The organism is Lipingzhangella halophila, from assembly GCF_014203805.1.
Lineage (GTDB): Bacteria > Actinomycetota > Actinomycetes > Streptosporangiales > Streptosporangiaceae > Lipingzhangella > Lipingzhangella halophila.
On sequence record NZ_JACHJT010000001.1, the window covers coordinates 5,479,992 to 5,503,830 of the forward strand.

The window sequence follows — 23,839 nt, forward strand, 5'->3', positions numbered from 1 at the left end:
GCTTCCCTCCCTTGCCTACTGGTTGCTGGCCGCCATGGCCGCCTTGTGCTCCTCGCTGAGCTGGATGAGCTGGACGTAGTTGCCGTCGGGGTCGATCGCGGTGGCGAACAGGCTGCCGTCCCGGTCCTCCAGTTCGGCCGCCCACCGCGTTCCCAGGCGCTCCATGCGCGCGACGACGTCGCGGGCGTCGGAGACGTCGAAGTTGAGGATGATGCGGCCGGGCTCGGGATTGGTGTCGCCGATGTCGGCACGGCTGTCGATGAGCACGTGGAACGTGCCGAACTTGAGCACCAGGTATGTGTCGACCTTCGTGTCGTCCTCAGGGTCAAGCGAACCGGCGTACCAGGCGTGCAGCCGCTCGGGGTTGGTGCTGGCGAGCAGGATGCTGTCGAGGCTGGGGCGTGACATGAGCGGAGTTCCCTTCGTCGCGGTGCCGGCAGGGCCGGCTGTGCTCTCTCACCCGTACTGACTCGGCGGGTCACCGGAACTCATCGCTCGCGCGGCGGAAATTTTCCGGCCGCTGACCCGACGGGCCCCGGGTCAGGTACCCGCCGGGGCGCGCTCCGCGGCCCGCGCGGCGTCGGTGTCATCGCCGGTGTGCCCTTGTTCGCCGCCACTCGGGCGGTCCCGCAACAGCACCACGGCGAGCAGCCCGAACAGCACCATCGGCAGCACGCCCAACCCGGCGGCCACGTTCAGCCCGTGGGTGAACGCATCCCGGGCCGGTTCGAGCATCCGCTCCGCTACGTCCGCCGGAAGGCTTTCGGCGGCGGCGACCGCACCGGCCAGTGTGTCGCGGGTGGCCGCGGCGGCCTCGGCCGGTACACCGGCGGGCACCTCCACCCCACTGCGGTAGAGCGCGGTGCCGAGGCTGCCCAGCATCGCCACGCCCATGGCGATCCCGAACTCGCCGCTGGTCTCCGACATCGACGCCGCCGAGCCGGCCCTGTCCTTGGGCGCCGATCCGACGACGATGTCCGTCACCAGCGCGGCGCCTGGACCCAAGCCGATCATCGCGACCATGAGCCCCACGATCAGCAGCAGCGTCCCGTCCACGGTGACCTGGCTGAGCAGCGCGAATCCGACAGCGGTGACGCCCATGCCCCCGCCGATCACGGCTCCGCGGCCGATGCGCTGCGCGAGCGGCGACGACAGCATCGTGCCGGTGATCATCGCGATGGCCGGAGGCACCAGCCACAGGCCGGCCTGAAGCGGGGAGAGCCCGTTGACCAACTGCAGGTACTGGGAGATGAGCAGGAACATGCCGCCCATCGCCACGGCGCCGACCATCATCACGCCCAGTGCCGTACTGATCGTCCGGTTGGCGAAGAGGCGCAGGTCGAGCAGCGGGTCATCCAGCCGGAGCTGCCGGCGCGCGAACCACATCCCGACCAGGGCGCCCGCGAGGATCGCCGCGATCGGCCCGAGCGCGATCCCTTCCTTTGCCAGCTCCTTGAGGCCGTAGATGATCGGGAGGATGGTCGCCAACGACAGGGCCACGCTGAACAGGTCGAGCCGCCCTGCGACCGGCGCCCGGTACTCGGGCAACAACAATGGCGCACTGACCAGCAGCAGCACCATGATGGGCACACCGAGCAGGAAGACCGAGCCCCACCAGAACCACTGCAGCAGCACACCGCCGACGACCGGACCGATCGCGGTCCCGCCCATGAAGCAGCTCATCCACACCGCGATCGCCACCGCCCGCTGCCTGGAATCCGCGAACATGTTGCTGATCAGCGCCAATGTGGAGGGCATGAGGGTGGCACCGGCGACACCGAGCGCGGTGCGAGCCGCGATCAGCATCTCGGCGCTGGTGGCGTACGCGGCCACCACCGAGGCCGCGCAGAACGCCGCCGCGCCGATCAGCAGCAGCCGCCGCCGGCCGATCCGGTCACCGAGGGTCCCCATGGTGATCAGGAAGCCGGCGATCATGAAACCGTAGGCATCTATGGATCTAGGTACGTGCAAAACGTATTCTTTGAGGTATGGAGATCACGGCACAGAGCACCCCCCGCGCAGCCCTTTACCAGCGCATTTCCTCTGCCACGGATGATCTGGGCGTCACGCGCCAGGAGCAGGACAACCGTGCGCTTGCCGAGCGGATCGGGGTAGACATCGTGGATACCTACACCGACAACAACCGCAGCGCCTACACCCCCGGTAAACCCCGCACCCAGTGGGATCGGCTGGTTGGCGACATCAAGGCCGGGCGCGTTACCGCTCTGATCGGTTGGGCCCCGGACCGTTTCACCCGTCAGACGCGCGAGCTTGAGGACCTTATTGACGTCATCGAGGAACACAGCGTTGCGTTGCACACCGTCACCGCTGGTGTGTGGGATCTGACGACACCGGCCGGGCGTATGGTCGCCCGCCAAATCGGCGCGGTTGCGCGCTATGAGAGCGAGCTGAAGTCGCAGCGCATCAAGCGCCAGAAGGAGCAGGCCCACGCGGCGGGCAAGTGGATCGGGGGAGCGCGGCTGTATGGCTATGCCCCCGGCATGAAGGGCCTTGTGGCCGAGGAGGCCGAGCGCGTCAAGGACGCCGCCCGTCGTGTACTGGCCGGAGAGACCACCGGGGCAATCGTGGCCGAGTGGAACAGCGCGGGTGTGGTCGCGGCCCGTGGAACGCATTGGACGGTGCAGAGTCTGCGCCAGCTTCTGACGAACCCGCGTATCGCCGGGCGTGCCACCTACAAGGGCGAGGTGACCGGGCCCGGTTGGTGGCCGCGCATCATCACCCCCGAGCAGTCCGAGAAGTTGATTCGGCTGTATGCCAACCCCGCACGGCGCACCAACCACGCCGGAACCGCGCGCAAGCACGAGTTGTCCGGATTCCTGCGCTGTGCTCTGCCGGGCGAGCACGAGACCGCACATGCATGTGCGAGCCGGATGAAGGCCCACGCCCACCACGACTACCGGCGTAAAACCAAGAGTCTGGTCTATCGGTGCGACCGCACACGCGCCGGAGCGTGCGGCAAGCGCGTGGTTAGTGCTGCCCCGGTTGAGCGAATCGTGTTGGCCGAGCTGTTCGCTACCGTGGCCGACTCTGGTTTCCTTGCGCGTCTGGCCGAGCGTCACCGCGTGGACCCCGCCATGGTGCAAGCGGTCAAGGACGACGAAAACCAGCTTTCCGAGTTGGCCGACGCCTACGGGTCCCAGCAGATCACGATGAAGGAGTGGTTGCAGGCACGCGGCCCGATTGAGGCCCGGTTGACCACGAACCGCGCCCGCCTCAACGCCAGCGACCCTGTCAAAGCGTTGGAAGGGTTCCACGGCACGCCCGAGGAGCTTTCCGCCCAGTGGGAAACCCTGACCCTGTCCCGTAAGCGCGCGATCCTGGGAGCCGTCATCGAACACGTTGACGTTTACCCCTCCACCACGACCGGGCGTAAGTTCGACACCAACCGCGTACGCATCGCATGGCGCGTCTGAAGACCACCACCACGACGACGGCCCCGAGGCAACGCGCCCCGGGGCCGCTGTCAGCCACACCCACCTAGCCCGGATCCTGGTTATCCAGGCCGAACAACATCACGAGCTGTTCCAACGTTGACACGTCGGTGATCTCCGGCCCCAAGCCTTGCGCCGCCCGCTCACGGCGCGCCCGCGCACGCACCCAGGCCCACCACGCCTCATCATCCGAGCCGTCATCACACCCACCACCATCCTTCCCAAACCGCCCAGAATCGCCCATAAACCTCCTGTCGCCGCACCCGAATCCCACCGTTTCGGCGCTTCCCACAAACCGCCCCCGACCGCCACCCCTCACCCGGCACAGCCGAGGCGTATATTGACGCGCTTCGCGCGCGGCATTTTTGTTCCATTGGTTGCGGTCACCTTCAGCCACGACCATCACGTTTTCCCCAGTCACGGCGCCGCTGCTGGCCCTGCTGCGCATTCTGGACATCGCCCCACGTTTGGCCCCGCTCGCGCGGCTGATGCTCCTCACGCGATACGCGCTGCTGGCCTGATCGCTTATCCGGTTGCGTGCCTTCTGTAGAACCGCCGGAGGACGACGACTGATCACTACGCCGCAGCGCAGGCGCCGCACGAGGAGACCGCGCACGACCCGACCCGCCCGGATCACCCCCCGAGGCGACGCGCCGATCCCCAGACGACGCCCGCGCCTGGGAAGGATCACCCCCACCAGACGAGGTATTCGCATTGCCGTGCCCCGACGTCCCAGCGTCACCCGAGGCGGCAGGCGCCCGCGACGAGGCAGTGTTCCCCGACGCACCGGACCCCCGCTGCTCACCCGCACGTTTGCGCAACCGCAGCCGCCCACGACCCCCGGTATCGGCCCCGCCCTGACGTGTCAGCGCCCGCGACCCCCCAGCACCGCCCCCCGATGCCCCACTGGCCCCACGCGACGCCTGCGTACGCGGCTGTTCGTTTTGCTGTCCGCCCACACGCGCAATCACCCGATGCGGCGTCACAGCATTAACAGTGGTTCCGGCAATGCTGACCAGACGCTTTCGATACCACAGCACCGCGATAGCGATCATGGCCAGCACGACCATTTGCCCACCCCACGGCAGAGGCGAGGCAAAAACCATGACGTAGAGCATCGCGACGAGCATTAGGGCGAATGTGAGGAACACTTCTTTGATGAGGACACCAATGGTGACCTCAAGCCACCGAATCAGGTACCGCCTCCCAATTCCGGGATGAACCCCGATGAGCAGAACAAACGGGGAGATCAGCACGAGGATGAGAAACGCGATTCTCAGCATCAGGATGGAAAATCCGAGTGCGAGGATCAGGCCCCCCGCCGTTACCGACACCGCGAGCGAGAACGCCGCCTGGCCGAGGCGCGCCCCCGCACGGTCCCCCGCATGGACCGCATACACCCCAGGCGAGCGCTCCTCAATCTCGGCCGAGATCGCCTCAAACTCTGCCTGTTTTTCCTCGACCAGCTCCGATTCCGTGAGGCCGCCCTCATCGATATAGTGCCGCTCGGTACGCGAAATCGATTGCGCGTACAGCAGCTCAACGGAATGGTCATTCGCGATATCCTTGGATTCCTCGCTACTACCGAATTGCCCGAGGATCCAGGGTCGACATACGAGCGATGACCACATCCAATCCGCCGCATTTTCAGGATTCAGCGTTTCCTCTTTTTGTGAGGGATGAACAGGCCCAAAATGCTCGTCTGATTCAGAAAACGTATTACTGGCACGCGGACACTGGTCAATCCCACCCGTCGACGCATCGATTTGTCCGACCACACCATGCGCCAATGTCGAACCGGCTAACGTGACATCGGTGGCGGAATTAATAACCAGGCTTGGCGAGCCAATAACCAGCAAAGAGAGCACATTCGCCCCGACCATCCACAACGCGCCCTGAAAAACCTCGGTGGCACGCCTGCGGACCAGCCACACCCAGGCCATCCATAGCGCACCGAGGATGATCACCGGACCGAGAAGCGCCGCCCACACGCCTTTTCCAAGAGTTTCGACAGCGTCCACCACGAACGCGCTGAATTGTCCCGCAAGATCGTCACTAAGCGCCCACTGATACATTGAGATCGCCAGAACCGTGATCCCTTTCGACAGCGACCACGTGACATCAGCGAGCGAGGCCACCGGCGCCGACGTGAGCTTATCCACGCAGGATTCCCGGATCGTGTGCCACGAGGTGCCGGCCGCCCCGTATTCCACCCACGGGATATCCATGACCTCACTCGATTCTGGGTCCGGGCGTTGACCCACGTCGTACCAATGCGGCACCACAACGGTACTTCCACCATCGGAAATCGATTCCGGCACCGGTGCAGGTTCCCCCTCACAGCCCGGAATCTGAGCCGACGCCGAGGGCGCACACACCAGAACCGCAATGGCGATAATTGCGAGCGAAATAGAGACACGTCGACTATGGCGCACAACTACCCCCGCAGTGCGCTAGAATCCGGACCGATTTACTAGAAGATTTCCGCAGCTAGTTGCTTCTCGCGAGCGATTTGCTCGCGATACTCGATTTTGGTTTCTTCGTATTCGCGTGCCATCGCTTCCACGAGAAGCGCGTCAGCCGAACCGACGTAGCCACGCCCGGCGTAGCGCCACTGGCCCACGACCTCCGTGGACTCGTCATTTTGGGCGTGCCACACGTCAGGCTGACCACTCACGGAGTTCTGGCGGGCGCGCCATTGCCGACGTACCGCGCGCAGCGCCCCCAGGGTCACCGAATAGGCCCGACTTTTGGTGGAGAAATGGCCCCGGAACCCCAGCATGTGTGCCCAGCGCCGCAGCTTCAGATACGCCAGGTCGCCACGCCCGCCCAACTCCCACGCGGTTTCGACCATGCGCGCCACGTGCGCGCCCACCGTGCGCCGCAGCCACCCCCGACGCAGACGCCGAATACGGCGCGCCAGCACTGGCCCCGACCCGATCGAATCCGAAGCCGTTTTCGTGGCGTACTTCGCCAGGTAGGCAGCGGTACGAGCACCATCGCTGATCTCGGACACGTCGTACTGCGAACCCCACTCCGCCGTACGCATCACCCCATCAGGCGAGGGCATTGCCACGGAGGCCGAGCGCACCGCCTGATCAATCGCCGCACGCAGCATGCCTGCCGAGGCCCATGCCGGGGGAGGCACCACCGCCGAAGAGTCCGCACCATCAACCCCGTCCAGGCGCACCACTACATGCAGGTGCACCACGCCCCGCTTTTGGAACTCGGCCACCTTCACATAGGCCACCTTCACGTGGTCCCGAAGCCGCGTGGCGGGAATCGTGTGCCCGACCGCTTCCGAGGCCAGCGGCGCCAGCGCCCGATCAATGCCGATGCGGGTCCGCCGCCACAGTTCGCCCAGGTGGGCATGCCACAGCACCGCGCCGGTGTAGTCATAACAGGCAGCACATAGCGGCGTTCCCACCACCGGGTGATCCGGGGCATGCACCAGCCCGCACCCCAGAGCCCGCCCGTGCGCACACCGCCGCGCAGACGACCGGGGATGGCACCGCCCACCGTTGCCATCACCCCGATGCACCGCCCCGAAGCTGGGCGCGGTCAACGTGAGAAACACTGTGGGATGCTCGGTCACCGATTCCGGGACCGACGTCGACACCCCAGCCGACTCCGCCCCAGGATCCGAACGCCCCGATAACCCCGCGTTCACCAGGTGCCACATGTCACGGCGATACGTCTCCGCACACGAAGGGCACACCGCCGCGCGACGGTCCCCGCACGCGACCAATAGCACCCCATCAGGGGCGCCCGCTGTGGAGGTGGCGGCCCGCACCTCACCCGAAGAGGTATCCACCGCCGAGGCGCCCCCGGAGATGCGTACCGGATTCGCGCAGTAACGCGCGCGTTCGACCTGGCGTTGCCACGCCGGAAAATCCGCACGCGAGGCACGCGCCATAATCGCATCAGAGGTACGAGCCACCATGTGCTACCCCTTTCGCCTCAGTGACTGCCACGATTCGTGGTTTGGCCATTCCGGGGAGTACAGAAACCGCCACAGGAAGATTTGCAGTCGGATTCTATCGGGGTCTGAATTGATGGGTGGGAATTTCCGTCGCCCAACGGCGCGCAGGATATCCGAAAGGAGGTTCTCAAACTCTGGGTTTCGCTCGCGGAAGTTGGGCATGTCCAACGGGTAGCGCGCCCCGTGTGGCCGGTCAGGAATCACACGAGAGGCCGGAGGAGTCCACCGGGAATCGTTCCACCGCGGTTCATCCGTCACAACGACTCCCGTCGCCACCGCGGCCCAGAAATCCGCGCCCCACTGGAATACCACCGCAGCGCCACCGCGAGACGGTAGAAATCGGTTTTGTGGCGCACGGGAGGCCACCCCGCCGCGTGCAGCGCGTGGGCCACGCCCGCCACCACATCAGGGCTCAGTTCGATTCCTGGCCCAGCCGGATAGTTCGCCGCGCGTGGTTTCGGCCCATACTCCACACCCGGATCCGGCTGAAGTTGACCCTGAATTGAGTCGCGTCTTTTGGGCATAACGGTACCTCCAGAAACGGCTGATGGAGAGTCGCGGTGCGAAAACGTCGTGTCGTACCGGTCAGGATCGGAAGGGTCCCGCAGGCCGGAATGATCGTCACTGCATTCCGGCCCGCAGGGCACCCGCTATTTGCGGGTGTGCTCGTGATCCCCCGCCGCCGCGAGCGCCCTAAGGCCATGCCGGGCCACAATCAGGCGGAGAAGAACCCGGTCCGCCTCGTCCATGCGCACCAAGCCGTAGCCCCCGTCATCGTGGCTCAAGGCGAGAAACCGCCGAAGGACATCGTCGAGGAATTTACCGTCCGGGCGAACCAGCGCCGCCCAGAGATCGTGTGCGAGTCGTGTCGGAGGAATGTCGAATTCAGGCCGCAAGTCCCGTGATACCGAATACAGTTTCATGTGCACCTAAAATTGAGGGGATGTGCAGGGGAGCGAGCTAGGCCAATCACACCACCTCCCGAAGGCCCACACCGCGCGTGACCACACGCCGGATGGCGTCATCATCGAGGTAGGCCGCTTTCGTGAACTCCGGCATTCCGCCCTCAGCGAGCAACAGCCCGACCCCGCGATCAATGGCGTCAATGACACCGGCCGAGTATCCTTCCGTGGCCCATCCCGCACCCAGAATCGTGTCTGAGGCATCGCGCGTCGTGCAGCGCAGGGCCCACCGGTAGGCGAAAAGGTCACGGACACTGGTGGGAACCACGTCGGAGGATGGTTTCTGCGTTGCTGCGAGCACGATTATTCCCGCAGCACGGCCCCGCGCCACCAGATCAATCAGCAGCAGATTGAACGCGGTGCGTTTCTGCTTATCCGGATGCGCCGTGAAGAACCGCAACTCATCGATGGTGAGCACTTCCACCAGCCAGCCCAGCGACCGGCTAACGGATCGGATCCCCAACTGGGCGAGCTGGTCATAGCGGCGATCCATCTCCGCGATGAGCCCGCCCAGCAGATCAATCGCGGCGTCAATGTCGTTGTAGACCACACCGCCGCCCATGACCGGTTCCCACAGCGCCAGTTCTACCTGTTTGGCATCCAGCCCGGACAGTCGGGCCATCGGATCCAGCGCCGCAGCGGCGAGCGCGGTGCCCAGCGCGACGCTCTTACCGGCTTCCGGTTCGCCACCAAGAAGCAGGTTGCGGCCCACCAGGCGCAACGTAGACCACTTGCCCAGCTCATCCAGGCCCACCGGAACGCCATCCCACAGCGACCACCGCGCCGCATCAGCCACGGGCGAGGCCAGGCGCACCGGCCCACGCTCATCATGGAATGGGTTGTGATCAAGCACGAGGACCGTCGGATACTTCGCGCGTGCGGGGTCGCGCTTGACACGCGTTTCGCGGACATCCAGTACCACGGCCAACTTCTCGGACGCCGCTGTCAGGTCGTCCGTGCTCAGCCCTTTCGGTAGGCGCACTGTCACCCTGGTTCCCGCCCCCGCATGCTCCGTTTCCGTGATACGTGGGATACGCAGCGCATCGGTTTGCAACCGCGAGAACCGGCACGCCATATCCCACTTACGCCGAAGACGGCCCTCAGACAGCCACCGCCCCACCCCGCTCCGCAGCCGGGGGACCAGACTTAGCACGCCGCCGAGCAATCCTGCCAGTGCAATTCCGCCGCCTAATCTGGCCAGATCCGCCAACGGCGCGCCACGCACCACCCACGGAATCGCCCCGACCACCACCGGAGCCAGGACCACCGCGATTTCGCGCCGCCACAGCCACGCGGGCCGCACCACACGATGCCCCAGCCATGACGCCGCCGTATGCGGGACTCGTGTCGGGACTTCTGGCTCATCGAAAAGCGACGGAAACGCCACCGGGCGCCGTTCTGGCTCATTACTCATCGGAGAGAGGCTCACCCCGCACACCACGGGAGCCCCATTCGTGAAGATCGGCCGCGAATTGCGCCGTTGCGCGCTCAAGAGTGCGTGCCAGCGACACACACGCCGCCTGGCTCAACGCCGAGGCATCGATGCGCACGGACACCGTGCCGTCATCGACCACCAGCACCGGGGCGTCACCGACCACATGCGCGGTCGCGACCACGACACCGGCCGGACTCACCGTTACCCGCGCCGTCACTTGCTCCCCCCAGCCTGACCGGCCTGATCCTTGATCTTCACCAGCGAATCAGCCGTGAACGACAAACCGCTCTTGCCGTTCATGTCCCAGTGCAACAGCCGCATGTTGGTCGTCTGCACCAGGTCATCCGGGGCAACATCAACCGGGCCCGGAACCCGCACACGTACCTGTTGCGTCTCAGCACCATCGATGAGGGTCACCCACAGCACGAACAGCGGCTTACCGTCGCGCTGTTTGACCTCACCTGTCTCAAAGTTCCTGTCCTCCCCCGGAGGCGTCGCCACCCGCACCCGCACAGCGGACATGTCTACCGGAAACCTCACCACAACCTCCATCACCCAGCGTTACGAACGTAGCTACGTTCGCCTTATGAGCATGGTGATGGACTATGCTTAGTTCGTCAAGACCATTACGAGAGGACTCCCCATGGGCGACGCGCCGTACAAACACGCACCCATCGCGGACGCGCTACGCCGCCGCATCCACGACGGCACATACCCACCGGGGCAGCGCCTACCGAGCATCCCCGAGCTACGCCGCACCTTCGCCATCGGCGACCGCACCGCGCGCGCAGCACTCCAGACCCTCATATCCGAAGGACTCGCCACCGCCCACCGACGCCGAGGAACATACGTCTCCGGAAGCACCAGCACCGACACGACCCCCAGCCAGCCCCGCCCACGCCGCACACACTCAGCCAGACGCCACCGGCCCGCCGACGCCCCCACCCCAGGAGACGACGACCTCACCACCCACCCCACCAGCACCACACACGCCCCGCCACCCCCCGACATCGCCCTAGCGCTCGACATTGAGCCCCGATCACCCATCCCACAGCATCAGTCCGTACTGTCTGATGCACATGGAGTTATCGGGGTTCGCACCACGTACGGCACCCCCGAAAACGGCGACCACGTCCTAACCCACACCTACGCGCGCCACCCCACCCCCGACGAAGCACGCGCACTGGCGATACCGGCCGCCGGCATCGTGCTCGTCCACGACGAAACCACCTTCACCACCACCGCCGAACCGCGAGCCGTTACCCGCACCAGCCACCGCGCCGACGTCGTAAGGCTCGCCGACCAATACCAGTCACGAAAATAAAAGGGCCCCCTCTCAACACGAGAGGAAGCCCTAATGGCAGGCGCCTTGCCGAGCCCTAAAGTTCACCCGCCCGAACGTCCCTAAGAAACGCCGACCATTCGGCCGGGGAGAACGAGAGATGTCCGTCCGAGCGATTCTGTGTGTCACGAACTTGCACCTGAACATCTGTGGCGCGGCACTCCACACAGTTAGTTGCGCCACCCTGACTGTAGGTGCTCTTGCTCCACTGATCACTGATCATCGTCAAAGTCTCTCCTTATCGCAGCTATGAGGCGCCGTGAGCCGTCCGGGGGCAACGCGGCCATGCACAGTTCCCCGAACACCCCCACGTAACCACCTACAGTGTCCGGATCATCCGTTGGGGTGCCGCTCACGCGGGTCTCTGTGTAGGCCATGACTCCCTGGTCCGGCACGGTAAACAACAGGAACGGCCCATCCTGCCCAGGGTGGGTCTCCGTGGTCATCGGGACTATCGATACACCGACGTGAGGCCAGGCCGAGACGTCAAGCAGGTAGTCCAACTGAGCTTTCATGGTGTCGCGTCCCCCGATTGGGCGCCGCAACACGTGTTCCTCGATAGCCACCCGCAGCAACGGGGGACGTTCTGCGGTAAGGGTGGATTGCCGTTCCATTCGAGCACGAACGCTCTCGTTTAGCTGGTCCTCACTGTCGGTCGGTTTGCCTTGTCGAAGGCTGGCACGGGCATACTCCGGTGTCTGGAGCAGCCCGGGAACGAGTAGCGGAGCATACTCCCTGATCTCGGACGCCTGTTGCTCCACAGCGACGACGCCAGCAAACCAGGACGGGAAGCCCCGCCCGTCCTGCTGTAGATCCTCCCACCTCCGCAGTAGTGCCCCGTTGGTGGTAAGCAGCTCGTCGAATCGTCGGATTTGGGTAGGTGTGGTGCCTTTGTGGCCGGTCTCGATAGCACTTATCTGCGACTGCGACATAGGCACGGCACGAGCCAACTCTGGCTGCGACATACGGGCATGTTCTCGCCACTTACGAAGCTCGGTACCGAACCTTCGCCGTGCATGTTCGGGGGTTATCGCCATGAGACCACTATCTACCTCCTATATACCGTCACACAACCCTTCCTATTGAGAAGATTCCCCTAACATGCATTATCCCTAGCTTCGATACGAGAGAGATAGGACGGTGGTTGCACGACGCACGAGACCCCCGCGACGGGTGGGCCGTCCGGGGGCATGGCCACCAGCTAACAGGAGCTGATGACATTGACCAGTCTGCCACCGTGCCGAAGCGCGCGTGTCCGCCCCTACCTGCTTGTTGTGGAACGTCTGCGTGCCGCACAGGCCCATGCGTTCGGCCAGTTCGCGGGCCTGACGGTCCTGGCCAGTCTGGGGGTTCGCCGGTGAACGCCCCCTATGAGCACTTGAACTACTTCGTGATGTCCACCGGCGAGGCAGCACACGAACTGGGCATCTCCTCCTCCACTATGCGTCGATGGGCCCGCGCGGGACGCATCGCCTGCGTCACCGACCACAACGGGTGGCGCCTGTTCGGTCAGGGCAACGTCTACGCCCTGCGGGACGCCATGCAGGGGGAGAACCGGTGATCCTCACCCATGCGGAATGCCACGCGCTCAGGGACCTCGTTGACGAGCTGATCGCGGCCACCGATGACCACATCTACTGGCTCGGCCCGGTACGCGATACCTCTCTTGAACTGCGCGAACTACTCACCAGCCACGACAGTGCGGAATCCCCGCTCGTGGAACCGATCTGGGCCAACTGGGAATGCCCCGTCAAGGGCTGCCGGTTCGCGTCGATCACCCCGATGGACCACCCGTGCCCCCTGCGCTGAGCTGACCACAACCAAGCGGAAGACAGCCCACTAGGGCCAACGTCACCGAGCACAAGACCCCCATGGCGACCACGCCCCCGTCCATATGTGTGGTCGCCGTGGGTCACACCCCCCGCACGTCACCCACCCTCCCAAGTGGCGTGCGGGGGCACCAGCCCTCACCCCTGCGCAGCACCAATTCAAAAAAGGAAGATTACATTGAACGACCCACGCCTACGCCAACTATCCACTCTCAGAGAGACGTTCCTTCGTCAAGGTCGTCAGGCGCATGTGTACGCGGGAAATGATACCTATGGCCCCGTGCTTCACACAAAAATCAACGGGGGTATCGTCACAGTGACCTCATGCGGCACATCGTTTCATTTTCGCGCGCCATACGGTGAATGGTGCAAGGTTCCCACCGGATATTCCGAGCAGTGTGCAGCCGACATCTTTCGCATGTACAGCGGATCCGTTTCTACGAGAGAAGAAATCGCATGTGCTCCCTAATGGGCTGCTCTAGATGCGGATGAAACCCTGCCTCTACTGCGGTCATCACGTCTACACACGCGTAGATCTGGACACAGCGCCCCAGGTCACCGCTGAGGACATCGGAAAAAATCGTACTGACCCGTTCAGCCGTAGGTGGATGGGAAAGGCTGTACGTTAGCAGGGTCGCAGCATCCAGGCCCGCCGGCGCCAAAGAGAATCCCTCCCAATCCACGACCGTGAGAGGAGAAACGAGGTTGGCCCAGTGAAAATCCCCGTGTTGAGGAACCCAGGGTATGTGTGTGAGCCCTGGCGCGTCCGGAAGATGCCGGGTGACGCGACGCGCGAAGTGTTTTTCGCTGCGACCAGGACCGGCCCATTCTGCGGTCGTGATGGCGTCGTGGACGTCCCGAAGCTGCCTCCACCACACATCGGACACATCCGGGGCAGTGTCCGCAGTCGGCTCGGGAAAAACGGGCGAGCCATCCACCCACTCAAACACCAGCGCCCGAGCGTGCCCCATCTTTTCCAGGTCGTCATCCCACTGTTCCCACTCGCATTCGTCGATCACGCGAGGCATAGGAACCCGATTTACCAAAACCTGAGCCTCTTTTATCGCGTGTGCACGAGGCCACAACGGCGGCTGTGGTACACGCGAAACACGCACCCATACCGGAGATCCCTCAGGAGTCACCGCACGCGCCGAAACGGTGACATTATTGAACCCCATGCGAACCTCCCCGTCCAAGGAAAGCCCCAGGCGATCAAGCGCGTACATCATGCTCAGTTCGGACATCTGCATTCGTGGACCTCCGGATGCGAATCAACGAGATACTACCATTCCCCTCGAATCAGAAAGGCTCAATCAATGAACGCACCAACGTACACGGGACGTCACGAGAAGGACGACGGCGACGGCGTGTCCCTCGCACACCTGGCTTGCTCGTGCGGATGCGGCGAACCGTCTGGGGCGTGCCAGTCACCCTAGTAGGACGCTCCGCACCGACCACGGTCACTCGCTAGCGTGGCATCAGTAGACGAACGGTCCGCCCGAACTACGAGCACGGCAGACACGCAAGGAACAGCGAGACGTCCAGAATCGGTGACAAATATCCCTACCAGGTCAAGTGCCCGCCCGCGCCTACGGCGCGGGCGGGCATCGCTCTGTGTGTAGGAGGGCGGCCGTAGGTCGGGACGCTTGCCCGGACTCGCGCGCTGCGCGCCCTCCTTCGTCGGGTGCTCGCACGCGGCCCGGTCCGCGCCCTCCCCGGCCTCACCGTCCGCCACACGCTCTACCGCCGCTGTCCGTGCGGTGGGCAGGCCCGCCCGCGCGGGAAGTTCACACCCAGCACGCCCCGCTTTGCAGCGACCAGGCCGAGCACGAGCCGTACCGGAGTCCGCACCGTCGCAGCCGCCACGAGCAGCACCGCTCACACGGTCGGGCGGCCGGGTCCGTACGCGTTCGCACCTCGCGGCGGGACCCGAAGGATCGGGGCCAGTCGGGAAAGACGCGGTGGAGCCAGGGGCCCCGACCTCGCACAAGCTTGCGGCCCCGATCCGCCCGCCACGAGCCGCTCGGCGCGCCCGGACCCGTCCACCCTCACCACCGCGCACCCCAGACCCCCACCACAGCGGCACGAGGTCAGAATGCGGACGCCTCACGACGAGGCATCGAGCCACGCCGAGAGGCCCGCCCCGACACCCCAGGCCATCACCACGGCCGGGGGAAACACGTATCTTTACCAAACTGTGCCTAGATGTCCATGATCCACAGAAGCTGGCTGCTGCTCGGCGCGAGGTCCGCGGCCAGGTGCGGCAGGGCCAGGTAGAGCACGCTCATGTCGAGGGAGAGCAGCAGGGTGGGCAGCGCCAGCACCGCCAGCCCCAGCCACTCCCGCCGCCCGGCTCGCGGGCCCGGTTCGATGTCCGTATCGGTGTCGGTGGTCATGGAGGACCTCTCGTCGCGTCGTCGAAGACGAACACCTGTTCGTTCGCCGGATACTAGGACCACCCGACGACACGAAACTCATCGGCGCTCGCTGTGACACGCGACACACGAGGTGCGCATCCGCCGCCCTGGACCGGCGCTGATCAGCCCGCGCGCCGCCCCGCTCCGCCGGAACCAGAACGGCCGGCCTGGCCGGAGCGGAAGAGCCGGCGGTAGGCCGAGGGCGAGGTCCGCATGGCCCGGGCGAAGTGGTGCCGGAAGGTGACCGGGGTGTCGAACCCGACCGCCGTCGCGATCTCACCGATCGGCAGGTTCGTGGTCTCCAGCAGGTCGAGGCTTGCCCGGACGCGCTGGCTGACGAGCCACCTGATGGGGCTAGTGCCCGTGCAGCGGGCGAAGTGGCGCAGGTAGGTCCGACTCGACATGGTCGCCCGGCGCGCCAGCGCGCTCACCGTGACCGGCTCGGCGAGGTGTTCCAGTGCCCAGGTCATGCTCTCGGCGATCCGGCTGTCGTCGGGGTCGGCCATGACGGGCGTCTCGATGTACTGCGCCTGCCCGCCGTCGCGATGCGGCGGGACCACGAGCCGGCGGGCGATCGCGTTGGCGGCGGCCGCGCCGAAGTCCCGCCGAACCAGGTGCAGGCACAGGTCCAGCCCGGCGGCGCACCCTGCGCTGGTGAGCACGTCGTGCTCGTCGATGTAGAGCGGGTTGGGGTCGACCGCGACACGCGGGTAGCGGCGCCGCAGCAGCTCGGCGTAGTGCCAGTGGGTCGTGGCCCGGCGCCCGTCGAGCAGGCCCGCGCCGGCCAGAGCGAACGCTCCGGAACAGATCGAGACGATGCGCGCGCCACGCTGGTGCGCACGGCGCAGGGCGGCGACGAGCTCGGGACTCGGATCCGCGGTGACGTCGGAGACACTGGGGATGATCACCGTCTGCGCCGCCGCCAGCGCCTCAAGACCGTAGGGCGTGGCCAGGGTCGCGCCCCCGAGAACACCGACCGCACCGGGGCGCTCCGCGCAGATGGTGAGCTCGTAGCGGACGTCGTCGAGGTCCGGCCACCGCAGCCCGAAGACCTCGGTGACGATTCCGGTCTCGAACGCGGACATGCCCTCGTAGGCGAGCACGGACACGGTTGGCCCGTGCGGCGCGGCGTGCGCGACGGTCATGGCGAGATCTTAGCGAACATCGGCATTGGCGACAGTGGTGCGCTCCGTGCTGATCCGGCAGCATCCCCAATATGTCTTCCGACCTCAGCACCAGCCACGCGGGCAACGGCCCGACAACCGACTGGCAGCTCTCACGCACCCACACATCGCCGCAAGGCGATATCCGCTGGGACGCGTTCGGCTCCGGCCCGCCGATCGTTCTGCTACACGGAACGCCGAACTGGTCCTTCATCTGGCGAAACGTGGTCGAGCACCTCGCCCCGCAACGGCGCGTCTACGTATTCGACTGGCCCGGCTTCGGCCGCTCGGACCGCTTCGCGGGGCAGAACATCTCCTGGGACGAGCAGCCGCGCCGACTGACCGAGCTGTTCGCGCACTGGGGACTCGCCGCGCCCACGGTGGTGGCGTTCGACTTCGCCCCGATCTTCGCGCTGCGCTCGCACTTCTTCGAGGGCCTGGACATCGGTGCGCTCGTGCTCGCGGACGCGGCCGTGGTGCCCCCGTTCGTCACCGACTTCTCCCGCGTCGCCAGGGACAACATGGCGACGATGCGCCAACTGCCGACGAACATCGCCGAGGGCATGATCGCCGCGCACCTCGCGGGGACCACCCATCGGCCAATGGCCCCAGAGGTCTTCGACGGTTACATGGCGCCGTGGCGCGGCGCGGACGGTGTGGCCGCCTACTGGCGGGCGGTGGCCGCCTACGACGAGAATCTGGCCGCCCCGCTGATACCACGGCTCTCCCGGCTCGGGGTGCCTGTCCGGCTGCTGTGGGGGGACCACGACGCGTGGATCCCGCCGGCGAAGGCGCACGAGCTCGCCGCCGCTCTGGCCGGTGCCCAGATCCGGTTCGTCCCGGACGCCGGGCACTTCGCGCCGGAGGACAACCCGCGCTCCTTCGCCGACGAGATCCTCGCCTTCGAGGCGGAGCTCGGCCGCGACCAGCGGGAGTAGGCCCCGGCCGGGGCGCGCGCACCCGACCGGGACGCGAGAGCGGGGCCCGCCGCCGTGTTGCACTAGATCGGTGATGTGGGTACGTGATGCAGCGCCCAACGAGAGCAGAGAAGGCAGCGGATACCGGGGTTGGCGGCCGTCGGTGCGGTGCCCCTATGTCCGGTAGTGGTGCTGATCTTGAGGATCTCGTTCCTTTGTAGCGCTTAGAGGGAACGGAATCCTCAAGATCGCCGAACCGATCTAGGTGTGTTGTTTGGGCTCGCTGCCGCTCACCTTGGTCGGGCGCCCCGAAGCCTGGAACCTTCGGGCCCTGCGGTGTGGTCGCTCCCCCACCTCCGGACCCCCAGAACCCCGGCGGCGCCCGACCCGACTAGACACCCCGAGAAACGATCCCTAGCCCCAGGCCAGGGCGGTCATCTCCGGGTCCTCCAGCATCGCGCCGACGTCCCGCAGGACCTTGGAGCCCAGCTCACCGTCGATCATGCGGTGGTCGAAGGACAGCGACAACGTCGTCACCTTCCGGACCGCGAGCTTGCCCTTGTGCGCCCACGGAAGGTCACGGATCTGGCCGAACGCCAGGATCGCGCCCTCGCCGGGGTTGATGATGGGGGTGCCCGCGTCCACCCCGAACACACCGACGTTGGTGACCGTGATCGTCCCGCCGCTCATGGCTTCGGGGGTGGTGGTGCCCTCACGCGCGGTCTCGGTGAGGTTCTGCAGCTCGCGAGCGAGGTCGGGGAGCGGCTTCGTGCCGGCGTCCTTGATGTTCGGCACGATCAGGCCGCGGTCGGTCGCCGCCGCGATTCCCAGGTTCACGTAGTGCTTGACCACGATCTCCTGAGCATCCTCGTCCCAGGTGGCGTTGATCCGGGGATGCCGCCGCACGGCGGTCAGCAGTGCCCTGGCCACGAGGAGCAGCGGCGAGACCTTGAGGCCATCGAACTCGGGGCGCTCGCGCAGGCGGCGCGCCGCCTTCAGGGTCTTTGTGGCGTCGACCTGCAGGAACTCGGTCACGTGCGGGGCGGTGAACGCGCTGTCCACCATGGCCGACGCCATGCGCTTACGCACGCCCTTGACCGGGATGCGCTCCTCGCGGGCCGAGAGGTCAGCTGCGGGCCGCGCCGCCGGCGCCTCTGTCTCGCCCGCTTCCGGTGCCTCCGCCGGGGCCTCCGCGGGAGGAGCGGCGTGCCGCTGGACGTCCTCGCGGGTCACCACGCCATCTGAGCCGGTGGGCGTGACCGCGTGCAGGTCGACCCCCAGGTCCCGAGCGAGCTTGCGCACCGGCGGCTTGGCGAGCGGCCGCGCGGTTCCGCCGTTCGCCGTGGCGGGCGCGGACGCCGCACGGCTGGGTGGCGCCGCGCCGCCGGTCGCGGAGGGCTCGCCGGCGGGAGCTTCCGGCCGGGTGGGGGCGGGGCGCTTGCGCCGGCGGCGCTGGGTCGCCGCCGGCTTCTCCCCGGAGCCCACGAGCGGCTTCTCCTGGGGCTCGTCCTCGTCGCCGTCCGGCGCGGACTCACCGGACCGCCCGGAGTCGCCGGCCGCGTCGGTCCCGGCTGTGCCGTCGCCCACGCGGATGATCGGGGAGCCGACCTCGACCGTGCTTCCGGCCTCGGCCAACACCTCCTGCACGGTGCCGGCGAACGGGCTCGGCAGCTCGACCGCGGCCTTGGCGGTCTCGATCTCGCAGATGATCTGGTTGATCTCGACCCGGTCGCCGGGCTCCACATACCACCGCAGGATCTCCGCGTCGACCAGCCCTTCGCCCACGTCGGGCAGCCGGAACTCCTGCACGCCTTGCTCTGTCATGGTCATCGGGCTCCCCTAGTACGCGAACACGCGGTCGACACCGTCGAGGACCCGGTCGAGGTCGGGCAGGTAGTGCTCCTCCAACCGCGACTGCGGGTAAGGGGTGTCGAACCCGCAGACCCGGGTGACGGGCGCCTCCAGGTGGTAGAAGCACTCCTCGGTGACCCGGGCGGCGATCTCGCCGCCCACGCCGTTGGTGAGGGGGGCCTCGTGCACGACGACCAGGCGGCCGGTCCGGCGCACGGATGCGGTGACCGTGTCGTAGTCGATCGGGGCCAGGCAACGGAGGTCGACCACCTCGATGTCGCGCTCGGTGTCGGCCTCGGCGGCCTGCAGCGCCGTCTTGACCATGGGGCCGTAGGCGAGGAGGGTGGCGTCGTTGCCGGGGCGCGCCACGCGGGCGGCGTCCATCGGGGTGGCCGCGGACAGCGCGCCTCCCGTTTCCACTTCGGACTTCTCGTAGTAGCGACGCTTCGGTTCGAGGAAGATCACCGGGTCGTCGGAGGTAACCGCCTGCTGGATCATCCAGTAGGCGTCCTCGGGGGTGGCGACGGTCACCACCCGCAGGCCGGCGGTGTGCGCGAAGTAGGCCTCGGGGGACTCGCTGTGGTGCTCGACCGCCCCAATGCCTCCGCCGTAGGGGATCCGGATCACGACGGGGAGGCTGAGCGCGCCCGCCGAACGCCGCCGCATCTTGGCGAGCTGGGAGAACGTCTGGTTCGTCGCCGGGAAGAAGAACCCGTCGAACTGGATCTCGCAGATGGGCCGGTAGCCGCGCAGCGCCAGCCCGATCGCGGTGCCGACGATTCCGGACTCGGCAAGGGGGGTGTCGATGACCCGGTCAGCGCCGAAGTCCTTCTGCAGTCCGTCGGTTACCCGGAACACGCCACCGAGCTTGCCGACGTCCTCGCCCATCATGAGGACCTTGGGGTCGGAGTCCATAGCGGCGCGCAGACCCGCGTTGATCGCCTTGCCGATAGTGAGCTTGGTACCCATGTTGGTCACCGCCCCTCGTTCGCGCCGGCGTCCTCGAAGGAGGCGAGGTACTCGGCGAAGTCCGCACGCTGGCGGTCGATGTGGCTGTTCGGTTCCGCGTAGACCTCGCGGAAGATGTCGAGCGGGTCGGGCTCGGGCAGCTCCCGGCACTCGCGGCGGACACGCTCGCCCAGGTCGTCGGCCTCGGAGTCGACTTCGGTGAAGAACGCGTCGCCGGCGATGCCCTGATCGCTGAGGTAGGCGCGCATCCGCAGGATGGGGTCCCGCTGCTTCCACTCGTCGAGCTCGGCGGAGACCCGGTAGCGCGTGGGGTCGTCGTTCGTGGTGTGGGCGCCCATGCGGTACGTGAACGCCTCGATGAGCGTGGGGCCCTGCCCCTCGCGGGCGCTGCGCAGCGCCTGCCGCGTTACCGCGAGGCTGGCCAGGACGTCGTTGCCGTCGATGCGCACGCCGGGAAAGCCGTACCCCCGGGCGCGCTGGTACAACGGGACGCGCGACTGCCGTTCGAGCGGCTCGGAGATGGCCCACTGGTTGTTCTGGCAGAAGAACACGACCGGCGCGTTGTTCACCGCCGCGAAGTTGAACGCCTCGTTGGTGTCGCCCTGGCTGGTGGCACCGTCGCCGAAGTAGCTGATCACGGCCGTGCCGTCCTCGCCGAGGGCACCGTCGCGCTGGACTCCCATGGCGTATCCGGTGGCGTGCAGGTTCTGGGTGCCGATGACGATCGTGTACAGCTGGCAGCCGTGCTCGTAGGGGTCCCATCCGCCGTTGGTGACACCGCGGAACAGCCCCAGCAGCTCCTTGGGGTGGATGCCGCGGCACCAGGCGACACCGTGCTCGCGGTAGGAGGGGAAGGCCATGTCGTTGGCCCGCAGCGCGCGGCCGGATCCGACCTGCGCGGCCTCCTGGCCGAGGAGCGAGGCCCACAGACCCAGCTCGCCCTGGCGCTGTAACGCGACCGCCTCGGTGTCGACCCTGCGGACCAGCACAAGGTCCCGGTAGAGGTCGCGGATCTCCTCGGTGCTGATGTCGAGCGGGTAGTCGGGATGGTCTCTCAGTTCCCCGTCGGGGGTCAGGAGCTGGATAAGCTCCGTGTCCTCATGCGCGGTGGTGTAGTGCACCTGTCGCTCCTCGGGTTTTCGTGGCCGATGAGGCGGGGTACCGCTGATCGGCCGGTCCTCCGCCCGCTCACCCGGGGTAACGGGTCTGCGCGGGCAGTCCTCCCCCGTATCGTGACAGAACTCACCACTCGCCGCGCAAGGCCCCAGCGACACCGTCCGCCTGCTGGCCTATCTTCCCCAAGATCTCCAAATGCGCAACAACCTGGACTTCCTAGGAAAAATCCCCGCCGCAAAAAGTGGTCGGGAAGAAAATCACCCGCCGGCAAGAGCCATGCCCTGCGGCGGGCGCCGAGTTGGCTAGAGAAGCAATACTCCACTACAGAGAGTATTCATACTGGGTCTTTCAGCGGGGACAGTCTGCCCAGTGCGCGTGCGGTTACGCACGCTGGCCTCACCCGTATCCCGCGTTGGGCACTGCGCTCCCGCACGCCGCCGACGGGCGGCGGCGCGAAGCGGAGGCTACGAGCGCGGTACTGCGCAGGATGCGTACGCTGCGCCGGGCGGGATGCGGGGGACGTGTGAACGCGAGTCCGCGCGGACGCTGGTCGCCCGCCCGGAATCCGGGCGCGGGACGCCGCGGCGGGCGGGATCAGGCCGCTGCCCGGATCCCGCGCTCCTTGGCGTAGTCGGCCAGCGACGCACGGAGCTGCCGGCGGGCGCGGTGCAACCGGGACATCACGGTGCCCAGCGGTGTGCCCATGCGGGACGCCACCTCTTTGTAGGAGAAGCCCTCGATGTCGATCAGGTACACGACCAGGCGAAAATCGTCGGGCAGTTCGGCCAGGGAGTGGCGGATCGTGGAGTCGGGCAGGTGGTCCAGGACCTCGGACTCCGCCGAGCGGGACCCCGTCGAGGCGTGGGTGTCCGCGGCGGCGAGCTGCCAGTCCTTGATCTCGTCCGTGGAGTCCTGGCGGGGCTCGCGCTGCTTCTTGCGGTACCCGTTGATGAAAGTGTTGGTCAGGATCCGATACAGCCATGCCCGCAGGTTGGTTCCGGCCCGGAACTGGTGGAAGTTGGCGAAAGCCTTGGTGAAGGTCTCCTGCACCAGGTCCTCGGCGTCGGCCGAGTTCCGGGTCATGCGCAGGGCGGTGGGGTAGAGCTGCTCGGCGTAGGGAGTCACGGCCGAGACGAAGTCCAGGTGCTCCGCGGGCTCCTCGCCCGCGGCGCCGCGCTCCAGTTCGATGGTCGCCAATATTCCCCCTTAGGCAGACGACCGGTGATTGCTACCAATCTGTTAGACGCTCGTTAGGCCACTTTATGGTGAGTGCGTGCGGAGTGATGAGTGTCACGAAATCCCCAGATCCTCCCCAATCCGCCCCCGCCGTGCGGTCAACCGCGTACCAACCCCCGGCAGTGGCGAGGTCCCGGGTACCGTACGCTTCGTCGTGCCTTCGCCGCTCTGGCGGAGTGCCCCGGACCCGTCAAGCAGTACGGCACACCAGTGGAGGACCCCGTGGCCCGCGTCGTGGTAGACGTCATGCTCAAGCCGGAGATCCTGGACCCGCAGGGACAGGCGATCCTCGGGGCGTGCGACCGCCTCGGGTTCGAGGGGATCTCCGACGTCCGCCAGGGCAAACGGTTCGAGATGGAGGTCGACGGGGAGGTCGATGACGCCAGACTCGAAGAGCTTCGCCAGCTTGCCGCAACTGTACTCGCCAACCCGGTCATCGAGGACTTCGAGCTCCGGGTCGAATAGCTCGAATAGCTGGTCACGTCGGACCACACAGTTTCGGGCACCGTGCGTCGGGAACTCTAGCTAATGTGTTGGACGGTCGCGAGGGGTCGCGAGGGTTTTCGATGGGCGTGAAATTCTCGATAGTGGTACCCCGGCGGGCGTACACCGTGGGTATCGTACGGCGAATCCTCGCCGAGGCGCTAAGCGTCAACGGCGTCTGCGGCGACTGCGGGTTCAGCATACTTCTGACCTTGTCCGAGGCGTGTACCAACGCTGTCGAGCACGGCGCCCCCGCTACCGAATACGAAGTCACCGCCGAGGTGAACGACGATTCGTGTCTTTTGGAGATCGCCGACACAGGACCGGCGTTCAATCCGGACCAGGTGTCCCTGCCAGATACGGAAAGCGAATCGGGCAGGGGCATTTTACTGATGCGGCGGCTCGCCGACGAAGTGCGGTTCCGGCCCTCCCCGGTCGGCGGGACCGCGGTTCGGCTGCGCAAGTTGCTGCACAACGGGGGCTCGCACGACGGCCTCGGATGCGGAATCGACGCGCGCACCCCCGCGATGCTCTGCTGAGCCACCCTCCCACCTGCAGCCGCACCCCGCGGGCCGCGGGGTGCATAGCTGTGCCCCGTCCACTCGCGCGGTCAAAGCGAGCGGGTAACCTCAGAGCCAGGCCGCGCTGGTCACATTGACCGGTACCGCGCACGCCCATACTCCAC

At 66.5% G+C, this 23,839-nt stretch carries 24 protein-coding genes and 1 pseudogene; 8 read left to right on the top strand and 17 right to left on the bottom strand.

Annotated features, from left to right (window positions below; translation table 11 throughout):
* Nucleotides 1–15 precede the first annotated feature (15 nt).
* Both F4561_RS24855 and F4561_RS24860 read right to left on the bottom strand, forming a co-directional pair.
* Nucleotides 16–408, bottom strand: coding sequence for a VOC family protein (locus F4561_RS24855; protein ID WP_184582189.1), 393 nt, complete (start codon nucleotides 406–408; stop codon nucleotides 16–18).
* A 132-nt stretch (nucleotides 409–540) separates the two neighbouring features.
* Nucleotides 541–1,935, bottom strand: a complete 1,395-nt coding sequence (locus tag F4561_RS24860; protein ID WP_184584136.1) for an MFS transporter — start codon at nucleotides 1,933–1,935, stop codon at nucleotides 541–543.
* A gap of 53 nt (nucleotides 1,936–1,988) precedes the next feature.
* On the opposite strand from F4561_RS24860, the gene F4561_RS24865 reads away from it, so the two are divergent.
* A complete protein-coding gene (locus F4561_RS24865) occupies nucleotides 1,989–3,434 on the top strand; it encodes a recombinase family protein (protein WP_184582191.1) in 1,446 nt (481 codons plus the stop codon).
* A 64-nt stretch (nucleotides 3,435–3,498) separates the two neighbouring features.
* Here F4561_RS24865 and F4561_RS24870 read toward each other — a convergent pair whose 3' ends face one another.
* The 6 genes from F4561_RS24870 to F4561_RS24895 form a co-directional block, all read right to left on the bottom strand.
* Nucleotides 3,499–3,849 (bottom strand): hypothetical protein, encoded by a 351-nt coding sequence (locus F4561_RS24870; protein ID WP_184582193.1) that lies wholly within the window; start codon nucleotides 3,847–3,849, stop codon nucleotides 3,499–3,501.
* The gene (locus tag F4561_RS24875; RefSeq protein WP_184582195.1) at nucleotides 3,842–5,773 is read right to left on the bottom strand and encodes a hypothetical protein; all 1,932 of its coding nucleotides are present in this window, start codon (nucleotides 5,771–5,773) and stop codon (nucleotides 3,842–3,844) included. The genes F4561_RS24870 and F4561_RS24875 overlap by 8 nt, the downstream gene beginning before the upstream one ends.
* Before the next feature lie 152 nt (nucleotides 5,774–5,925).
* A complete protein-coding gene (locus F4561_RS24880) occupies nucleotides 5,926–7,395 on the bottom strand; it encodes a replication initiator (protein ID WP_312885522.1) in 1,470 nt (489 codons plus the stop codon).
* 1,008 nt (nucleotides 7,396–8,403) lie between these two features.
* Entirely contained in the window at nucleotides 8,404–9,810 is a 1,407-nt protein-coding gene (locus F4561_RS24885) for an FtsK/SpoIIIE domain-containing protein (RefSeq protein ID WP_221445613.1), read from the bottom strand.
* On the bottom strand, nucleotides 9,803–10,048 hold the full coding sequence (locus F4561_RS24890) for a hypothetical protein (protein WP_184582197.1): 246 nt from the start codon (nucleotides 10,046–10,048) through the stop codon (nucleotides 9,803–9,805). Before F4561_RS24890 ends, F4561_RS24885 begins: the two co-directional genes overlap by 8 nt.
* Nucleotides 10,045–10,383: a hypothetical protein gene (locus tag F4561_RS24895; protein WP_184582199.1), complete on the bottom strand. Its 339-nt coding sequence runs from the start codon at nucleotides 10,381–10,383 to the stop codon at nucleotides 10,045–10,047. Before F4561_RS24895 ends, F4561_RS24890 begins: the two co-directional genes overlap by 4 nt.
* Nucleotides 10,384–10,474: 91 nt before the next feature.
* Between F4561_RS24895 and F4561_RS24900 the strand changes: the two genes are divergently transcribed.
* On the top strand, nucleotides 10,475–11,155 hold the full coding sequence (locus F4561_RS24900; RefSeq protein WP_184582201.1) for a GntR family transcriptional regulator: 681 nt from the start codon (nucleotides 10,475–10,477) through the stop codon (nucleotides 11,153–11,155).
* A 55-nt stretch (nucleotides 11,156–11,210) separates the two neighbouring features.
* Here the strand turns inward: F4561_RS24900 and F4561_RS24905 are convergent, their stop codons facing one another.
* Nucleotides 11,211–11,396 carry a DUF397 domain-containing protein gene (locus F4561_RS24905; protein ID WP_184582203.1) on the bottom strand — a complete coding sequence of 62 codons (186 nt, stop codon included), beginning with the start codon at nucleotides 11,394–11,396 and terminating at the stop codon, nucleotides 11,211–11,213.
* On the bottom strand, nucleotides 11,386–12,210 hold the full coding sequence (locus tag F4561_RS24910; RefSeq protein WP_184582205.1) for a helix-turn-helix domain-containing protein: 825 nt from the start codon (nucleotides 12,208–12,210) through the stop codon (nucleotides 11,386–11,388). Before F4561_RS24910 ends, F4561_RS24905 begins: the two co-directional genes overlap by 11 nt.
* A 177-nt stretch (nucleotides 12,211–12,387) precedes the next feature.
* On the opposite strand from F4561_RS24910, the gene F4561_RS24915 reads away from it, so the two are divergent.
* Genes F4561_RS24915 through F4561_RS24925 form a run of 3 tightly spaced genes read left to right on the top strand, consistent with a single transcriptional unit; the run spans nucleotide 12,388 to nucleotide 12,982 of the window.
* Nucleotides 12,388–12,534 (top strand): hypothetical protein, encoded by a 147-nt coding sequence (locus F4561_RS24915; protein WP_184582207.1) that lies wholly within the window; start codon nucleotides 12,388–12,390, stop codon nucleotides 12,532–12,534.
* Nucleotides 12,531–12,734, top strand: a complete 204-nt coding sequence (locus tag F4561_RS32830; protein ID WP_184582209.1) for a MerR family DNA-binding transcriptional regulator — start codon at nucleotides 12,531–12,533, stop codon at nucleotides 12,732–12,734. Before F4561_RS24915 ends, F4561_RS32830 begins: the two co-directional genes overlap by 4 nt.
* Nucleotides 12,731–12,982: a hypothetical protein gene (locus F4561_RS24925; RefSeq protein ID WP_184582211.1), complete on the top strand. Its 252-nt coding sequence runs from the start codon at nucleotides 12,731–12,733 to the stop codon at nucleotides 12,980–12,982. The genes F4561_RS32830 and F4561_RS24925 overlap by 4 nt, the downstream gene beginning before the upstream one ends.
* Nucleotides 12,983–13,439: 457 nt before the next feature.
* Here F4561_RS24925 and F4561_RS24930 read toward each other — a convergent pair whose 3' ends face one another.
* From F4561_RS24930 to F4561_RS24940, 3 genes and pseudogenes are all read right to left on the bottom strand, one after another.
* Nucleotides 13,440–14,252: a phosphotransferase family protein gene (locus tag F4561_RS24930; protein ID WP_246437280.1), complete on the bottom strand. Its 813-nt coding sequence runs from the start codon at nucleotides 14,250–14,252 to the stop codon at nucleotides 13,440–13,442.
* A 954-nt stretch (nucleotides 14,253–15,206) separates the two neighbouring features.
* Nucleotides 15,207–15,398 (bottom strand): annotated as a pseudogene (locus tag F4561_RS24935) (MFS transporter); the annotation flags it as partial.
* 143 nt (nucleotides 15,399–15,541) lie between these two features.
* Nucleotides 15,542–16,564 carry a helix-turn-helix domain-containing protein gene (locus tag F4561_RS24940; RefSeq protein WP_184582213.1) on the bottom strand — a complete coding sequence of 341 codons (1,023 nt, stop codon included), beginning with the start codon at nucleotides 16,562–16,564 and terminating at the stop codon, nucleotides 15,542–15,544.
* Nucleotides 16,565–16,635: 71 nt separating this feature from the next.
* Between F4561_RS24940 and F4561_RS24945 the strand changes: the two genes are divergently transcribed.
* Nucleotides 16,636–17,520 (top strand): alpha/beta fold hydrolase, encoded by an 885-nt coding sequence (locus F4561_RS24945; RefSeq protein WP_184582216.1) that lies wholly within the window; start codon nucleotides 16,636–16,638, stop codon nucleotides 17,518–17,520.
* Between the two features lie 393 nt (nucleotides 17,521–17,913).
* On the opposite strand, the gene F4561_RS24950 is transcribed toward F4561_RS24945, so the two are convergent.
* The 4 genes from F4561_RS24950 to F4561_RS24965 form a co-directional block, all read right to left on the bottom strand.
* Nucleotides 17,914–19,323, bottom strand: a complete 1,410-nt coding sequence (locus F4561_RS24950) for a dihydrolipoamide acetyltransferase family protein (protein ID WP_184584152.1) — start codon at nucleotides 19,321–19,323, stop codon at nucleotides 17,914–17,916.
* 15 nt (nucleotides 19,324–19,338) lie between these two features.
* A complete protein-coding gene (locus F4561_RS24955; protein ID WP_184584154.1) occupies nucleotides 19,339–20,319 on the bottom strand; it encodes an alpha-ketoacid dehydrogenase subunit beta in 981 nt (326 codons plus the stop codon).
* A 5-nt stretch (nucleotides 20,320–20,324) separates the two neighbouring features.
* Complete coding sequence (pdhA, locus tag F4561_RS24960) at nucleotides 20,325–21,440, bottom strand: pyruvate dehydrogenase (acetyl-transferring) E1 component subunit alpha (protein ID WP_184582218.1); 1,116 nt, start codon at nucleotides 21,438–21,440, stop codon at nucleotides 20,325–20,327.
* Nucleotides 21,441–22,029: 589 nt separating this feature from the next.
* Entirely contained in the window at nucleotides 22,030–22,632 is a 603-nt protein-coding gene (locus F4561_RS24965; RefSeq protein ID WP_184582220.1) for a sigma-70 family RNA polymerase sigma factor, read from the bottom strand.
* Nucleotides 22,633–22,893: 261 nt separating this feature from the next.
* Between F4561_RS24965 and purS the strand changes: the two genes are divergently transcribed.
* Together purS and F4561_RS24975 are read left to right on the top strand one after the other, a co-directional pair.
* Complete coding sequence (purS, locus tag F4561_RS24970) at nucleotides 22,894–23,136, top strand: phosphoribosylformylglycinamidine synthase subunit PurS (protein WP_184582222.1); 243 nt, start codon at nucleotides 22,894–22,896, stop codon at nucleotides 23,134–23,136.
* Nucleotides 23,137–23,237: 101 nt separating this feature from the next.
* Nucleotides 23,238–23,693 (top strand): ATP-binding protein, encoded by a 456-nt coding sequence (locus F4561_RS24975; protein WP_184582224.1) that lies wholly within the window; start codon nucleotides 23,238–23,240, stop codon nucleotides 23,691–23,693.
* The last annotated feature ends 146 nt before the right edge of the window (nucleotides 23,694–23,839 follow it).

What these genes read in the sequence shown, in the direction of transcription:
- F4561_RS24910 (WP_184582205.1), bottom strand. Translation starts at nt 12,210, where the DNA reads ATGGCGATAACCCCCGAACATGCACGGCGAAGGTTCGGTACCGAGCTT.
- F4561_RS24895 (WP_184582199.1), bottom strand. Translation starts at nt 10,383, where the DNA reads ATGGAGGTTGTGGTGAGGTTTCCGGTAGACATGTCCGCTGTGCGGGTG.
- F4561_RS24940 (WP_184582213.1), bottom strand. Translation starts at nt 16,564, where the DNA reads ATGACCGTCGCGCACGCCGCGCCGCACGGGCCAACCGTGTCCGTGCTC.
- F4561_RS24975 (WP_184582224.1), top strand. Translation starts at nt 23,238, where the DNA reads ATGGGCGTGAAATTCTCGATAGTGGTACCCCGGCGGGCGTACACCGTG.
- F4561_RS24865 (WP_184582191.1), top strand. Translation starts at nt 1,989, where the DNA reads ATGGAGATCACGGCACAGAGCACCCCCCGCGCAGCCCTTTACCAGCGC.
- F4561_RS24900 (WP_184582201.1), top strand. Translation starts at nt 10,475, where the DNA reads ATGGGCGACGCGCCGTACAAACACGCACCCATCGCGGACGCGCTACGC.
- F4561_RS24885 (WP_221445613.1), bottom strand. Translation starts at nt 9,810, where the DNA reads ATGAGTAATGAGCCAGAACGGCGCCCGGTGGCGTTTCCGTCGCTTTTC.
- F4561_RS24945 (WP_184582216.1), top strand. Translation starts at nt 16,636, where the DNA reads ATGTCTTCCGACCTCAGCACCAGCCACGCGGGCAACGGCCCGACAACC.
- F4561_RS24855 (WP_184582189.1), bottom strand. Translation starts at nt 408, where the DNA reads ATGTCACGCCCCAGCCTCGACAGCATCCTGCTCGCCAGCACCAACCCC.
- F4561_RS24930 (WP_246437280.1), bottom strand. Translation starts at nt 14,252, where the DNA reads ATGCAGATGTCCGAACTGAGCATGATGTACGCGCTTGATCGCCTGGGG.
- F4561_RS24915 (WP_184582207.1), top strand. Translation starts at nt 12,388, where the DNA reads ATGACATTGACCAGTCTGCCACCGTGCCGAAGCGCGCGTGTCCGCCCC.
- F4561_RS24905 (WP_184582203.1), bottom strand. Translation starts at nt 11,396, where the DNA reads ATGATCAGTGATCAGTGGAGCAAGAGCACCTACAGTCAGGGTGGCGCA.
- F4561_RS24880 (WP_312885522.1), bottom strand. Translation starts at nt 7,395, where the DNA reads ATGGTGGCTCGTACCTCTGATGCGATTATGGCGCGTGCCTCGCGTGCG.
- F4561_RS24950 (WP_184584152.1), bottom strand. Translation starts at nt 19,323, where the DNA reads ATGACAGAGCAAGGCGTGCAGGAGTTCCGGCTGCCCGACGTGGGCGAA.
- F4561_RS24860 (WP_184584136.1), bottom strand. Translation starts at nt 1,935, where the DNA reads ATGATCGCCGGCTTCCTGATCACCATGGGGACCCTCGGTGACCGGATC.
- F4561_RS24955 (WP_184584154.1), bottom strand. Translation starts at nt 20,319, where the DNA reads ATGGGTACCAAGCTCACTATCGGCAAGGCGATCAACGCGGGTCTGCGC.